Source organism: Nitrospira sp. (genome assembly GCA_016788885.1).
Taxonomy (GTDB): Bacteria; Nitrospirota; Nitrospiria; order Nitrospirales; family Nitrospiraceae; genus Nitrospira_A.
In genome coordinates, this window is record JAEURX010000042.1 from 1 (window position 1) to 15512 (window position 15512).

General features: G+C 54.8%; 8 protein-coding genes. 1 reads left to right on the top strand and 7 read right to left on the bottom strand.

The features are described 5' to 3' along the window. Window positions 1-336: 336 nt before the first annotated feature. The 6 genes from JNL86_11440 to JNL86_11465 form a co-directional block, all read right to left on the bottom strand. Window positions 337-1457 (bottom strand): IS3 family transposase gene (locus tag JNL86_11440; protein ID MBL8043519.1). Its coding sequence is split into 2 segments (ribosomal slippage): window positions 337-1196 and window positions 1196-1457, totalling 1122 coding nucleotides; the frame shifts between segments, so codons are not numbered across the junction. Between the two features lie 146 nt (window positions 1458-1603). Then, a complete protein-coding gene (locus JNL86_11445; GenBank protein ID MBL8043520.1) occupies window positions 1604-2548 on the bottom strand; it encodes a DUF4384 domain-containing protein in 945 nt (314 codons plus the stop codon). 41 nt (window positions 2549-2589) lie between these two features. Beyond that, window positions 2590-5067, bottom strand: coding sequence for a CHAT domain-containing protein (locus tag JNL86_11450; protein MBL8043521.1), 2478 nt, complete (start codon window positions 5065-5067; stop codon window positions 2590-2592). A 40-nt stretch (window positions 5068-5107) separates the two neighbouring features. Further along, window positions 5108-7627 (bottom strand): filamentous hemagglutinin N-terminal domain-containing protein, encoded by a 2520-nt coding sequence (locus JNL86_11455; GenBank protein ID MBL8043522.1) that lies wholly within the window; start codon window positions 7625-7627, stop codon window positions 5108-5110. A gap of 155 nt (window positions 7628-7782) precedes the next feature. Beyond that, on the bottom strand, window positions 7783-9579 hold the full coding sequence (locus JNL86_11460) for a ShlB/FhaC/HecB family hemolysin secretion/activation protein (protein ID MBL8043523.1): 1797 nt from the start codon (window positions 9577-9579) through the stop codon (window positions 7783-7785). A gap of 533 nt (window positions 9580-10112) precedes the next feature. Continuing rightward, entirely contained in the window at window positions 10113-10877 is a 765-nt protein-coding gene (locus tag JNL86_11465; GenBank protein ID MBL8043524.1) for an LPP20 family lipoprotein, read from the bottom strand. Between the two features lie 535 nt (window positions 10878-11412). On the opposite strand from JNL86_11465, the gene JNL86_11470 reads away from it, so the two are divergent. Further along, window positions 11413-14007, top strand: coding sequence for a protein kinase (locus JNL86_11470; GenBank protein ID MBL8043525.1), 2595 nt, complete (start codon window positions 11413-11415; stop codon window positions 14005-14007). Between the two features lie 4 nt (window positions 14008-14011). Here JNL86_11470 and JNL86_11475 read toward each other — a convergent pair whose 3' ends face one another. Continuing rightward, on the bottom strand, window positions 14012-15493 hold the full coding sequence (locus JNL86_11475) for a transglycosylase SLT domain-containing protein (protein ID MBL8043526.1): 1482 nt from the start codon (window positions 15491-15493) through the stop codon (window positions 14012-14014). Window positions 15494-15512 lie beyond the last annotated feature (19 nt).

Here is a 15512-nt window from a genome sequence, read left to right on the forward strand (position 1 = left end):
AGCACCCTGCTCTAGCCTAACGAGCACCACCTATTCGAGGTCATGATTCGTTATTTTGCATAAGGATACATCATCCTCGTTCGTCACTTCGTTGGTTTGTAAACCGCCGGTTGGGGGTTCGATTCCTCTCGCCAGCTCCATTTTTCAATGGTTTACATGGAATAATGTCTGATGTCTCAAAAAAAGGTTCACTAGGTGTTCACCAACATAGCCCCGGATACCCTGACTTTTTGGTCAGAAAGAGTTAGTCCCTCCATTTGTAAGCTCCCCGTAGATCGAGACACGCAAAAGGAGAATCTTCAGGCAGGTGACGTTGGTCTCATTCCGAGGCAATTCTTAACCAGAGCAGAGGGCTTCTTCGGCGATCGGTTTAGCCTGACGTTGTGCGACAAACTCATCCGGGGTCATGTGCCCAAGTGAGCTGTGAGGGCGGTGGTGATGGTAATCCATCCGCCACGTTTCGATGATCGCTTGGGCTTCGGCCAGTGAGGCGAACTGGTGGACGTTCAGACACTCGTCGCGGAGCCGCCCGTTACACGATTCAATAAAGGCGTTTTCCACGGGCTTGCCGGGGCGAATAAAGCCGAGCTGGACGCCCCGCCGATAGGCCCAATCTTCCAAGGCGCGCGAGTGGAATTCCGTTCCATGATCGACGGTGATGGAGCGAGGCCCCTGGCCCTCCCCGAGGACGCGATCAAGCACCTGGCTAACCGTCTCTCCCGTCATTCGGAATCTCGCCTCTAGCACCGGACTGCAGCGACTCCAGTTATCCACCACCGTCAAGATTCGAAATGGCCGCCCGTCGGCCGGGGTATCATGGACAACATCCATGCTCCAGCGCTCGGTCGGCCCGGTTGGATTCGGGGCCGGCCCACGATGCAGGGCGATGTGTTTCCGGCGCCGCACCCGCATGCGCAGCTGTAACCCATCCAGGTGATACAATCGTCGGACGCGCGTCCGATTGATCAGCCACCCCTCACGCCGCAGCAAGACCCAGATCCGCATGTAGCCAAATCGAGGCCGAGCATGCGCCAGATCCCGAATGCGGAGCCGGAGGGCCGATTGATCCTTGGCGCGACTGGTTCGATACCACGAGGCTCGCCCAAACTGCGCCAAGCGACAGGCCCGCGCACAACTCACCAAGAACGTCTCATGAAGCCAGTGAGCCAATTCTCGGCGCCGGGCAGGCCTCAGACTTTTTTTCGTAAGGCCTCCGAGAGCATGTGTTTGTCGAGGGAGAGATCGGCCACCAGCCGTTTGAGCCGGGCGTTCTCCTCTTCCACTTGCCGCAGCCGGCGGAGCTCGCTCACGCCCAGGTGCGCGTACTTATTTTTCCAGGCGTAGAAGGTTTGCTCGGCGATGCCGAGTTGCCGACAGACATCCCCAACTGGGATCCCACTCTCGGCTTGCCGGATGGCATAGACGATCTGCTCTTCGGAGAATCGTGACCGCTTCATCGATCCACTCCTTTCGGCGAGGACCGTCGAAGCCATCATGCTACTCTCGTGTTAGAGTGCCGTCGTTTTCTGGGGAGACGTCAAACTAGCGTTGGCAAACAAATGGAACATCCGATTCAAATAAAGGAGGCCACTTCTTACTATGGTTAATCAGACACGCTCACTTTCCGTCCATTCTTGTACTCCTCCACTGTTTTGCTCACAGTATTCAAAGAAATAGACTGAGAGGTGCCATCCACTTTAAGCCCTCGCGACCCGGCTAAGGCCTGTAGGTATTCGCGGCTATCACTTATCACGCTTGTACTCGTGATCCCCAAATCAAACGGTCGGGAGCTGAAAATCGCTTTGATCGTTTCCGCTCCAAACGGACCTTGGATCGTGAATTGCTCCGGGGAGGTGTCATCTCCAAAGGCATATACACGACCCGCCTTCACGACTCCTTGTCCCCGAAATTGGTTCGGAACCATATGGACAACCGTTCCATCTGCCTGAAAATAATCCAGTTTCAGATACGCGTCCCGCTCCGATTGCACAGAAATGATAAGCCGGTCTCCCTCGACATAGTGACCGTCCGATTTATTCGTCCAGATCTTGGCTTTTGAAGAAGGAGACTGCGGCACCACAGACACCGCTGCCTGAGAAATTTCCTTCGCATTAACCCGTTGACGGATCATGTCCTCCATAGAGACAGGACTCATGAAAGCCGTGATCGTGACACAGATTTCTTGGCCTCGTTTTTCTTCTTTTTCTACGCGCACACGTTCAAGGAGGGCTGCGCTGGCAGTCTGTACCACATCTTCCTCGAGTCTAAAATTTTTCACTATGGTGGCAGATTCAACAAAGACGCGATGACTCCGCACTGCCTGCTCCTGCGCCAAGCTGATAGCGACCCGTTTCGCCTGTGCCGGCGTCTCGCTGTCGCCGTAGGCATAACAAGCTTGCCCCTCGACAGGCTCCTGAGATGTGCTGGACCCGCCAGGTGATAGGGGCTCACTCCGGGCATTCCAAGCGGGAGTGATAAGCGCACAGACCAATAATGGAATCGACCATGAAATCCACCGGTCAAGTTTAGAAATCCGAGACCATTTCATGACAAGCTCTCACGGTGCGGAATCGCAGCCACAACACTTTTCTACATCCAATTACTAATTAACAAGAACGGCGCCCAGAAACTGGGATGACCATACCCGGGCTCATTCAGGATCATCAATTGGGCTCGCTGCAGAGCCACTGCTTTGGTCACCGAAGGATCTCGAAGCTGCCGATAGAATTCGTCGACTAGTTCCGAGGTGGCTTTGTCGTCAATGAACCACAGCGTAGCCAACGCGCTTCTGGCTCCGGCCTTGACTGCTACTCCGGCCAACCCCAGAGCTGCCCGATCATCCCCGATTGCAGTTTCACAGGCGCTGAGCGTGAGCAGTTCAAGCGGAGTCTGCCGGTACTGAAGCAGTCCTACAAGCTGCGAAAGCCGGTTCATTGTGATCTTGTCATCGTAGGCGAGTAAAAATGATTTGTTTACGTCATTCTCCACCACCCCGTGTGACGCGATATGCACCATCCCCACTCCCTGTTCTTTTATTTCTCGTTCCATAGAGGGCACCAGAAATTGGCTATCCAAGAGAAGCTTCCCCCCATAGAGGGTTTTCAGAGTATCAACCTCCGTAGCGACGTTCGGCAAAGCCGGGAACCCTTGGACGGACTCTGTTAACCCCATCGAGAGCAGATTGATTTTGGTTCGGTCGACGGGCCGGGTATCGGTCAAATCCATGCTGGGGGTAACTGCCATAGCATACGTATCAATCGCAAAATGCTTTCCATCATAAAGCGCGGCCATCGGAACCGTCCGGAGAGGTCCATCGGGTACGAACACCAAGGTATGAATGGCGCGTGACGAGTATTCACGTTGCGCCGGCGCTACCAGCCAACCATAGAGTCTTTGAGCATGGGTAAGGTAACGGTTTGATTGACGATCTTGGATCGTCCTGCGGAAGGCTCTGACCTCTTGAGTCAACTGTTCCGCGTTTACCGGAACACCAAAACGATACAACTTGTCGCCCATATCAACGAGCAATTCCAAGCGATCCGGAAGAATGATCGGATAAATAACCGCAGTGTGATCAGGAATCGCCCCGCGGCCCCGCTTCGCAAGCATATTCCCCACGCAGTCGTCTCTAAAGTAGTCCTGCAGCTCGGCAGTTCTACTTGCTTCGACGGCTTCCCGAACCTGCACGAGTAGCCGCTGAACCTGTTCGGGCTCTTGAGAATTCACGGCTCGACGTAACAGCGAATCCTCAAATTCCGTAAAGAGCGGTGCAATGGAATCGTGAAATGAGTGGTGACGGCCCTGATAGCCGACAGAAAATTCATAGCGAATGGGTTTCAGGATAGTCACGGCTCGCTGATACGCCGCAAGCGCCTCATCTGGTTTGTCGGATGCCTTGAGCAGACGGGCCGTCTGCCATTGCCATCGGTAGGAAGACTCCGGCACGTTGCCCTTCTGGGCGGCGAGTGCAGCTCTTCGCGTGAAATCTAGGGCCTCTCCATAACGATGTTCCTTCTCCAACAAAGCTCCTAAATAACCCCAGGCATAAGACTGTGCCCGCGGGTCTCCTAGCCGGGTAGCAACCTGCGCAGCGGCGACAAAGGAATCCGAAGCCTGTCGCACCAGGCTATTGTCGGAGGGGACATACGATGGCACCTTTTTTCCCTCCCGTGAAGCAGGTGACGTTCCTGCCCCAACGCCTAGCCCTCGGGTATTACCGGCAAAGGGACCCTCCGCAGCTTGCGCCATCATCCGCGGTGAAGACACCGCCATTCGAAGGTCATCGTACGTCAATCCTATATTGAGCAAACCATAGGCTTTGGAGTAAGAATCCTCCAGACTTTGGATCTCTGCATAAGCAAGGTCGAGCTGCTTTTCCGCTTCGGTAAGTTGCTGCTCTTCAAACAACGCCATCGCCATGTTCGTTTGCGCCATCACAGCGAGCGCCGGCTGATCAGTGAGGCTCGCGAGGCTCTTGCTTTCAAGATAGACGTCGATCGCTTCAATCCGCTGGTTGGTTGATGTCAAGGCGTTCCCCAGGTCATTGAGAAGCATGGCGAGCAACCCCGTGTCCTTCTCTTCCTCTTCACGCACAAGACTCACCGCCTTGGTAAGGTGTTCGAGCGCAAGGTCGCTCTGACCCAATGCAAGTGCGGCATTGCCGAGACGCCCCAGAATAGCGGCGGTCTGTGCTCGGCTGCCAACTTGCTCCGACAGCTTCAAGGCAGCTTGCAAGGTCGTAAGAGCCTCGCGGATCTGTCCCTCTTGCTGAAACGCATAGGCAAGATGGGTCAACGCCTGGCTTTGCTCTTTTAACTGGCCTTCTCGTTCATAGAGACGGGCTGCCTCCATCCAATGCAACGCCGCCTGAGGAAAGGATCCTTGGGTGAAAAACTCCCGGCCCTGCGCCATTTCTTGTTCAGCCGGCCTTAGAGTCTGTTCATTGGCGAGCACATGATGTAACCCGAGCGCTATGAGCACTATGACAATGCAACTCCAGCGTAAGAATTTCGTGCAGAGCCATCCGACAAGATGGCCCTGCCTGACGCTATTTAGGGGTGAGTTCATAATGCCCTCCGTGCCGACCGACGATTCCTATCATTGATGATCAGCATCCTTTATCCAGCTGGAGAAAGGCCGCCACGCCGGGGGCCAGATTCAATGTGCCCTGCCCTCTCCTTACTGCGCTTGCCGGAAGGAGCGAGAGGCCGCTGATTTTCGGTGTCCCGGTTTGAACACCTAACGGGCTCGCGAGCATTCCACCTGGCTGCGGTGGCGCTGCATCCCGACCACGTTGAACAAATGAGCTGAACTCTCCCGTCTTACTCCCGACGCAACGATCCGACGCCATAATGAGTTGATTGGCATAAGTCGATGGAAGTGGTGTAGTGGGCGCTTTTCCGGCTGCAACGGAATTGCTCGCTGCGGCAGAATTGCTCAGGGACGTGTCGAGTACTTGCACGTTGGCTGAGGCGGTCGAATTTCCCTCCGATGCCGTAATGGTGGCAATTCCTACAGCCTCGCCTCGTATTGGCGTCGTCACACTCTTCTGACCTGCCGGGATGATCACGAACGGATCTGGCCTTGCCACACCGGTATTACTGCTATCGAGTGCCACACGCACGTCTCTAGAAGAGGGCGCGGCTAATGTGATGGTGACATTACCGGTAGTATTGGATGAAACAGTGAGGTTGGGTGCAAATGTCGTGATCGGGGGCGGGTTCACCACCACAGGCGCAGTGACGTTTCCACCAGCATAAGAAGCTGTAATGGTCGCTGTCCCGGGGTGCTGGCCAAGCACGATCACCGGGCCGGTGCTTTGATTCTGGCCAATCGTGATCGGAGTGGGTGCCGGGATTGCATCAGGATTGGAACTTGTGAACGTTACGGTTATCGGATGAGGCGCTGGTTTTCCCAGCACAACGCTCAGGGTCTCATTGTTGCCTTCAATGAGCGGAGTAGCAGGACCAAAGGACTGCAACGGAATGGGATTGACTTGTATTGGTGAACTTGGTGGTGTGCTCGCCACTTGCTGATTACCTACCTGCAAGGAAGCGGTGATAGTGGCAGAGCCTGATTGGAGGGTTGAAAACGGTACGGACGCGCTGCTGGTTTGACCAGCCGGAATGGTGACCTGATTGCTCGGGAGTGAAAGCACCGAAGAGTTAGATGCTCCGAATGTGACGGTCACCGGTACTGACAGCGGCCTTCCCAGCGTAATGCTCACTGTCCCCCCATCTCCTTCGGTCAGCGCCGAGGGAGTGGGAGCCAGCGAACTGGATGGAAATGTTACCTGGACCAAGGCACCAGCCGGCGCACTGGTGCCGGCGGAAGCTTTGACGGATGTCGTACCCGGCGCCACGCCATGGACTCCCGGAGTGACGGATGCTGAATTGCTTCCAGCAGGGACTGTTACAGCGGCGGGGGTTACTGAGGCGACATTCGCATTATCGCTGTTGACTTGAATGTCAACTTGCCTGGTAAAAGCGTGGTTGAGGGTCACCGTTAAAGGCCCATTTCCGCCAACATCTAATGTCGTAGCCGGGGATAGTGATGTGACGGCTGGAGACGACACAATGAGTTGGGTGGATGGCAGATTGGCAACCTGGAGTGATCCGTCCTGAATAATGATTACCGGAGGCTTTCCACTAGTGAGATCCGTGCCAATATAACCGGTCCCGTTTGTTCCGTTGTAGGTCACTCCGTTGAGCTGTATCGCGGCACGAGCGTTTATGACGGCGTCAACACCACTAGGACCCTGACCAAGAGTAATTGTGCCGGCGAGTGATGGAGACGATTCGCAGGGGTAACAGTAATTTGAGTAGCTGTGAGCCCCAGTCTCTTGATTCAGGTCAACGAATGTCCACGAATCACCTTCATATGCAGGTTGTAAGGGCCCAACACTCGTAACTCTTACCACTCCATTAGGAGCAGATAGATTTCCACCAGCAATTAGGATGTTCCCTCCCACAAACGCCAGAGCTGGTCCCGGCACTGATAAATTGCTTTCGGTAATGGTAATTGGGCCTGGCGTTGTCCCTTCTTTCCCCATAAAGCCGAATGCCACGACAGAGGCAATGGAAAGAATGCCTACGTCCTTGACAGACGAATTCATCGTGAATTGACCTTCATTGCTAAAGTTCAAAGTATTGGCAGTAGTGAATGTCGCTGAACCGCCGACGTTTAGCTGTGCATGAGAGCCGAACATGATCCCGCTGGGATTCATAAACCAAAGATTTGCATTGCCGAAGTTGAATTGGGAGTTGCTATAGCCAGTAGTTTGGAGGGTGCCATTTATTACTGACTGCTCTCCGCCCACAACTCGGGCGAAAATATTGGTTGTAGAGGAACCATCATTATGAAATTGCGCCAACGCCTTATCTCCAATGCTAAATGATTGAAAACTATGAAACAAATTGGTGCCAGCTCGGGTGCCTCCCGTGATGGTTGTCGAAGTGCCAGAACCATTTGTTATCTGAGTTTGAAGATTTTGGCTAGAATTTCCAGGCAGAGTGATGTTGTTATTAACCTGAGCTCCGCTAATAGAACTAAACGAAAGTAGTATCGATCCAGTAATCGACCACAGTAACAACAAGGCCAGCCTGTTGGTCTCAATTTGAATAAACATAACGGCGCTCCTCTAGTTCGTTATGTCGAAGATCGACGACTTCCGCTGATAATTCCACCCCTGTAAAACTTTCGGCCAGCGATAACATCCTGGGAACCGGTCCGGCGCGTTGATGCTCTATACGTATTGAATGGTGATCATTCATTTCATCCTATCTACAACGCCTGCACGACCAACTGTAAATACACGCCGTGGTCCTGCAGATTCCCATTGCCTCCGCGAAAATGGTTGAGTTGCTGTCCCCAATAAACTTCGAAGTGGCTGCCTGGCAGGAAATTCCAAATTGCTCCCACGCCGACACTCGCCAATGTCTTGGGGGGATCGATCGGACTGGGAACGGTCGTCTGCCATCCGTGGCCAAAGTCAACGAAGGGAGCAATAAACAAGGTATCGACTCCAGCGGCCGTCCTGTATAGAGGTACGCGCGCTTCTACTGAGGCGATCGCCGCATTGTCCCGGATGAGCGTGAAGGCTCGATATCCGCGCACGCTATAGCGCCCGCCCACCGAGATCTGTTCCAAGGGAAACAAATGATCGTTGGACAGTTGCACCACCCCTCTCCCAACTAATTGCGTTCGCAGAAACTGAAGCTGCCGCAACCACTGCCCTTCACCCAACCAGGAAAAGAAACGTCCGTCTGGCAAATTCACGGTTGGATTGGTGGTGGCACCAAGCGCCCCTATACCGAGTGAAAAGCGCGACAGCGCCGAGAAAACTTGGTTGTCGCCCCGGTGCACCCAATCCTGAGTGAAGCGCAAGACCGCTAATCTGAACACCCCGTTCGCCGCGCCCTGGATAAACTCAAACGGCTGGCCCTGCAGAAAACTTTTGTTCTCTTCATAGTCGAGTCCGAGTGAGACACCGAACTCCTGCCTCGGCGTCCGGTACAGGGGCTGTCGAAGCATTACACCGATGATTTGGGATTCGTTTTTAATATCGAGCACCTCAAAGGGGTCTTCTACGACCTTAAAATTGAAGCGGCGATACTGAACAGAGAGCGTGGTATCCCGCGCTGTCACCGGGACGGCATAGGAGAAGTTCAAAATGGGATTCACTCCTGCGGAGGCTCCATATTGGAGCGTCAACGTATCGCCGATGCCGAACAGGTTCTGATCCATCAAGGTAATTGAACCCTGCTCTGCTCCAACGGAGGGCGAGAGGAAATTATTGAACTCCAGCCATGCCTTGAAAGGATTCGCTTCTTTGACTCGCACATCGAGCGCGCTTTCTCCACGTACGAGGCCGGGTTTCAGCTCGGCATTCACTCGTTCGATACGGGGATTCGTCTGGAGAATTTGGAGGCGTTCCTGCAATGTATTCGCGTTAAGGGGTGGCCCGGCACTCAGTCGCAATCGATCCTCGAAGTACGACGTGCGGAACCACCGGTTGCCTTCAACATTGATCTCCTTCAGCGTGCCTTCGATGATCTGGACCGTGATGAACGGTTCGGTCACCGCCTGATCTGGAATGATCGCACCCGAGGTGACATAACCATGGTTGATGTAGAACATGGTCAATTCGAGCCTGAGACTTTCCAGATCTTCCGTGGTCAGCTCTCGATTCGTGTACTTGGAAGTCACTTCGGCAAGTTGTTGATCAGTGAAGGCGGTGTTCCCCACGAGGTGAATCTCCTTCACCGAAATTTTGAGGCCTGTAATTGGTTCACCAGGCCGGACCTGTGGCTGAGACGGCATTTGGAGCGCAGGCGGCTTGGGTGGCGGAGGGGCCTGAGGCAATTCTGGCTGTTTAGGAGGTAAGGGGATCGGTAGCTCGAGAGGCAACGGTAGTCCAGCTTGACCGAATACAGAAGACGCCAAGAATACATTGAGCAAGACTGCGGCGACGAATACCCCGCACTCAGCATACCTCGATATCGTTGCGTGGCCTTCGATGAATTCCTGGTAGGCCCCTAGTGCTTCTTCTCCTTCAGGAGTTGCTCGCCCCCGAACCATCGCTTTCACTCCTCCATGAGACAGCCTCGTTATAAATTCACCTATACGAGATGCATACGACGTACCCTTGCACGTACGGAGAGTTTCTTCGCCATTGGATTCGGAATATTTTCCTCTTGGCAGGATGACTAAGCATGTCAGCGTGCCAAGCAGCCCAGGGGTGAGGTTCGTATCTCATTGGATACTGATAAGTATCTGTACAGATACAGTCGCGTCTCAATGAAATGTACTTGTCCGATGTGACAAACAGCTCTTTATTTGTCTCACTTTGAGAAAGAACTTCGGACCTAGTTGAGGAGCCGCTGAAAGAACATGGAGTATGGAAATGAAGAGGAAGAAAGAAAGAAGGGGCACCCGAATCAAGGATTACAGATTTCGGCGCCGGATGGAAGGTTGTTATCGGCCAATGTCATCGCTGAAGCATAGGTCCCAAGCAACTGCCGGCGCGACTGCGTCTCGGAAACGGTTCGTGTCTTGGAAGTAGGCGCACCGTGCCGGCTGTCTTCGATCACAGAACGACCAACGTAAATGAATTACCTGATTGTCTCATCACGCCCGCTCCGATCGATAACCACAATCACCTGTCCCTTCTCTAGGAATTCAAAGTGATCTTTCACCCCGTGGATCGTCTGGGCGGCGGCATTGCTGATGACCAGATCCGTATGGCTGTTTCCCGCTGGTCGGAGCGCTTTGACATACAGCGGATTGTCCGTGACCTTCGGATGAGTTTTGGCCGTCACAGGGTCAGATACATAGGCGGCGATTCCTTCCTTCTGTCTATACTTCGCGAGCACGTAGCTCTGCGAATAGGCTTCTTGACCATCCTCTGTGAGAATTTTTGGAACCAAGGCCGGTCGCACCTCCATTCCTCGCGCATCGACTACCAGCCCCGTATAGGGGGCGACCGTTTTGGACCCAGCATCTGTCGGGATTTCCCGCACAAGACGCTTGGGTGCGGGAGCATCTTTAGGCGCAAACATCTGCGATGTTTGTCCTGTCAATTTCATTTGCAGCGTGACTTCATACCCGCCCTTCTCTAATTCCCGCTCCTGAATAACCTTCGCATCTTCAACCATTCCCTGGACCTTCACCTGAATCTCGTCAGTGGTAGCGACGTAATTTTTGACCGTCGTGGTGGAATCGACGCGGATCGCCGTGAATGCCTCCAACAGGTTTCGATAGGCTACAGACTGGGCGGCGCGTCTTGCCAATAGTCGAGCCTGCGTGCGGTTGATTGTATCCGGAGGCGGATAGCCGATCCCGGAAGCGGTCACCATCCCTGCCGTCCAGTCCACCATTCCGTTCTGCCCTAGCTTTTCCGTATAAGCAGTTGAGCCTGCCAAATCGCCGTCACTACCAGGTGCGGGTGAGGTTGGAACCGGCGCGGGTGAAGTCTGGACCGAAGTTGAGGCTGACGATGTCGGGCCTGCTGCAGGTGCTGAGCTAACCGCGGGAGTGTTTGAACCTTCTTTGCCCCGCACCTCCCTATCGCCCTGACAGCCCATGAGCAATACCGCGATGATACCGACCAGCCAGTGTTGCGTGTGATACATCGTCCGCCTCCCTTCGACTCTCATTCGAGGTCCGCCCTACCTACCCACAGGTCAGAACGATCAATAATCATGCCTTGCCAGCGCTCTTCCCCACGGCACCAACGCTCTCGTCTTTCAGTCGGCTCCAGGTCGAAACCGTACCACGGCTTTTCACGCTTTATCTGAATACGGGCCTTGTGATTTCCACCCTTCGGCCAGGTCGTCTTGTTCTCTCGCAAGACTTTCGTATACCCTACATGCCGTTGCCACCTCCCCGGCGCCGCCCGATGAGAGGCCCCTGATGCCAGACCGGATCTTTTCCGGGAAATACGTCGTCCAGGAAGAAATCGCCAAGGGCGGCATGGGGGTGCTTTATAAAGCCTTGGACCGGACTCTCAATCGCCTCGTCGCGATCAAGGTCATCCACGAACAGTTCTCCGGCGATCCCTCCTTCACCGAGCGGTTCATCCGCGAGGCCCGCGCCATGGCTCGGCTCCATCACGAGAACATCGTCACGATCTTTTCCGTTGAAGAAGATCGGGGCGCTCACTTTATTGTGATGGAGTATTTTTCTGGTATGGACCTCCGGGCAAAGATCAAGGCCCACCACTCGCTTTCCGTCCGTGAAGCGGTCGAAATCGCACTTCAGGTCGCCACCGCGCTGGCCTTCGCGCATTCCCAAGGCATCGTTCACCGCGACATCAAACCAGCGAACATTCTGGTTGATACCAGAGGGCGTGTCAAATTGACCGACTTTGGTATTGCGGCTGCATTGGACGAAGCCGCCATTACCAGCACGGGGCAAATCATAGGAACGCCCGAGTATATGTCTCCGGAACAGGCCGGAGGCACGGCGGTTGACGGCCGCACCGACCTGTATTCGTTGGGCATCGTACTGCATGAAATGATCGTCGGCCAGACTCCATTTCGCAGCATGCCCAAAACCAGCATCCTTACTAAGCTGCTGGATCCGGCATATGAAATTCCGCTGACATTTCCTCCCGAGGTACCATCGAGCGTGCAAGCCATTGTCGAAGACCTCGTACGCCGGGAACCAGAGTATCGAACGCCGAGAGCTGCGATTCTCGCAAGCCAGTTAAAGGAATGTCTGGAATCCCTCCCCCGAGAGGATACCGATGAGGCACCCACCATCATCGTCACGCCCTCTTCTCCGGTTACGTCTCGCACAACGAGAATCGCCACCGCCCCTTATTCTTTTGAATCGCACACCATCCCCTCCCGGCAGAACATAGGGCCACAGGTCGAGTCAGGGCCACAGTCGCCGGCCGAACAATCTCAACTCCTTCCTGTTTCTTCAGAAGTGCGTGATGAAGCGACAGATATTCTTCCGCGGACAAAACAGGCCTCGCAGACCTCGCCGCTACTACCAGAGAGCAAACCTATTCGGCGAACGTCTACCCAGGTAACGATGGCGATCGGAATCCTGAGCCTGATCCTCGTCTTCAGCAGCCTTGCCTATGTTTTATCCAATGGCATCCTGTTCAGAACTCCTTCGACAGACAAGACCGAACATCCTGCCTCCGCCACAACCACTTCCAGCAATGCCGAACCAACCAACGCCGCAAGTTCACGTCACGACCCGGTCTCCACGGAGAGTGCCCAACTACAGGCCAACATAGAACAAGAACAGCGACAACTTGAGATAGATCAGGCCAGAGTCGAAGCGAAACGCCGCGAAGCAGAGGCGCTTCAAAAAAAAGAACGGGACCAGGCAGCACAACAGGCGAAAATCGCGGAGGAGCAGCGCAAAAAAACCCAGGAGACGGCTCGTGCCGCTCGCGAACGACAGGAAGCAGAACAGCGCAAGTTTGATCAAGAGCAGAAGCGTCTCGAAAAAGAGAAGGACCTCGCTGCCAAGCAAGCTCAGGTAGCAGAAGAACAACGTCGGAAGGCGCAGGAAGATGCGCGTGCAGCCCGTGAGCGGGAGGAACTCGAAGCCAAACGGGGCAAGGAGGAGGCCGAGACGAAGCGTTTGCAGGCTGAACGGCAGCGACTTGAAAAGGAACGGGACTCAGCTGAGGAACAGGCACGCCTGGCGGAAGCTCAGCGTAAGAAGGCGGAAGAGGAAACCCGACTCGCCAGAGAGCGGCATGAGGCGCAGCAACAGCGATTCCGCGACGAACAGCAGCGCATGGAAAAAGAAGGCGAACTCGCCGCCCAGAGAGCAGCCATACAAGAGAAGGAACGTCGCAAAGCGGAGGAGGCGGCCCGATTGGCAAAGGAACGGCTGGAGGCGGAACAGAAACGGCTGCAAACTGAAAGCGATCGCCTGGATAGAGAGAGAGAGCTGACCGCACAGAAGGCCCGAGCAGAGATGGAGGAACGCCGAAAAGCCCAGGAAGAAGAATCGCGTGTCGCTCGTGAGCGCTATGAAGCGGAACAGACGCAGCTCCGGGCTGACCGTGAACGGCTGGACAAGGAACGGCGCGAGGCTGCCGCGCAGCAGGCGAAGAGGGACGAGGAGGAACGCAAGAGGCGCGTCGCACAGGAAGAAGATCGCCGAAAGAAAGAGGAATTGATCGCCAAACTTCCTTCCGACGGTCAGAGCGGCGCCAGCGCTTCACGGCGGCAATTACGGGAGCTCCTGGATGAATTTAAGCGAGCCTATGAAGGGGAAGACCTCGAAACCTTGGAGCGACTCTCTGAGATGGGAAGCGATCGACTGGGTTTCGTGCGCACCATGTTCAGCAACTATCGGACAATTCAGGTGTCGATCCAAAGCCTCGCGGTGATAGACGATGAGGCCTCGGCGACCATCATTCACGAGGTGCTGATCAACAACAACGGCGAAGCGGTCAAACCAAGCCCGATTCTCAGATCGGCGCGAATCAAGATCCGAAAGACCGGGGATCGATGGGCAAAGATTGAATGGTAGCGCGTCAAGGACGGGACCGTACCTGCTCGGCGAACGGATTCTGAAATTCGAATCCGAACAGCGCCGGATTTTCTGCGATCACTGCGGCGGAAAAAATGTAAAACACATAGTCGTAGGTTTCCTGAGGAACCTTGTGTTGCTTCAATAACTGCCAAAAGTTCCGCTCTCTCGGATTGTTCGGCATCTTTCGGATGATGTTGATCACATTTCCCTCTCCCCAGTTATAGGACGCCATCACGAGTAGTCCCGATGCCTGGGCATCGGTATTGTAGATGCGCCGGATATATTTCGCCGCCGCCCTCGTGGCCTTCTGGAAATGAAACCGTTCATCTTGGGGATCGTATTGGGCGAGGTTTCTCAGCGGTCCTGGCTTTAATCCATACTGCTCGGCAGTTTGCGGAATAAATTGCCAGATCCCTTTCGCATACCCCATTCTCGTGGGAGGCCCCACTGCTTTTGAGTCGAAGCCGCTCTCTTGGAGTGCCAAATAGAAAAACTGCGGCGGGAGGTTTTGGGTCCACATTTCATTGGCCACCGTCGGGATAAACCCGTTCTCCCTGGCTCGCTTAATGGCGTTCTGCAGCCGGTCGGTCGATTTCCAACGACGAATATATTTCTTCACCTCCGACAAAAAATCACGCGGCATGGCCACTTCGCATTCGCCGAAAAGCCGCGCCATCCGAAATACGAGACGGTCCTGCTCACCCATCCCCTCATAAATATCCAGTTCGCTCAAAAAGCGATCGTATTGCACTTCCATTTCCCGAAGTCGTTGGCGCTTACTCAGAATTTTCTCCATGAGGTCTTTGCGCTTAGTCGCGACCACTTCCTCTTCGAGTTCCGAGACCTGAATTTCGACCTGCTTCATCGTGTAGAACATCTCTCCCGCGGTTCTCGTCATCTGATCGACCCTTGCCCGTTGGTATAATGCGTATCCCACGGCGCAGACTAAGAGGACGACGACAGCCGAAACAGCCCCGCGATACCAGCGTTTCTGTTGTCGCTCCCGGCGCTTTGCCGCCTCCCGGTACCGACGAGCCTCTTCGCTCTCTTCCGCGGTGTCTCCCCGCTTCCAGCGGTTGACAATCTCCGTGACCGACGGCAGTTCATCGCCTACTCGTGCCAGCTCGGGCGGCTGATCAGAAAACACAGCTTCATCGCCGACGGCGAGCCATACGGCCGGTCCACCCAATCCCAGTTCCACGGTTACGGGTTTTTGCAGTTGGACCCGGGTGACCTGACGCCCGTCGACATACAAACCATGAGTGCTTTGATGATCGGCAAGCCACCATTGGCCGGCCTCCAGCTTCACCTCCGCGTGGATACGGCTGACCACTCGTTCCGACACCACCACTTGGCAATCGGCCGATCGTCCGATCAGAAACGTGTGAACAAAACGCTGCTCGCCGCTCCACGAGGTGCCTATGCAGACCCGTACGCGAACCGGTTGAACTGTGTTGAGCGGGGCAGTTAAATCGTCAGACATGTCGGGTGGGTAACGAGCA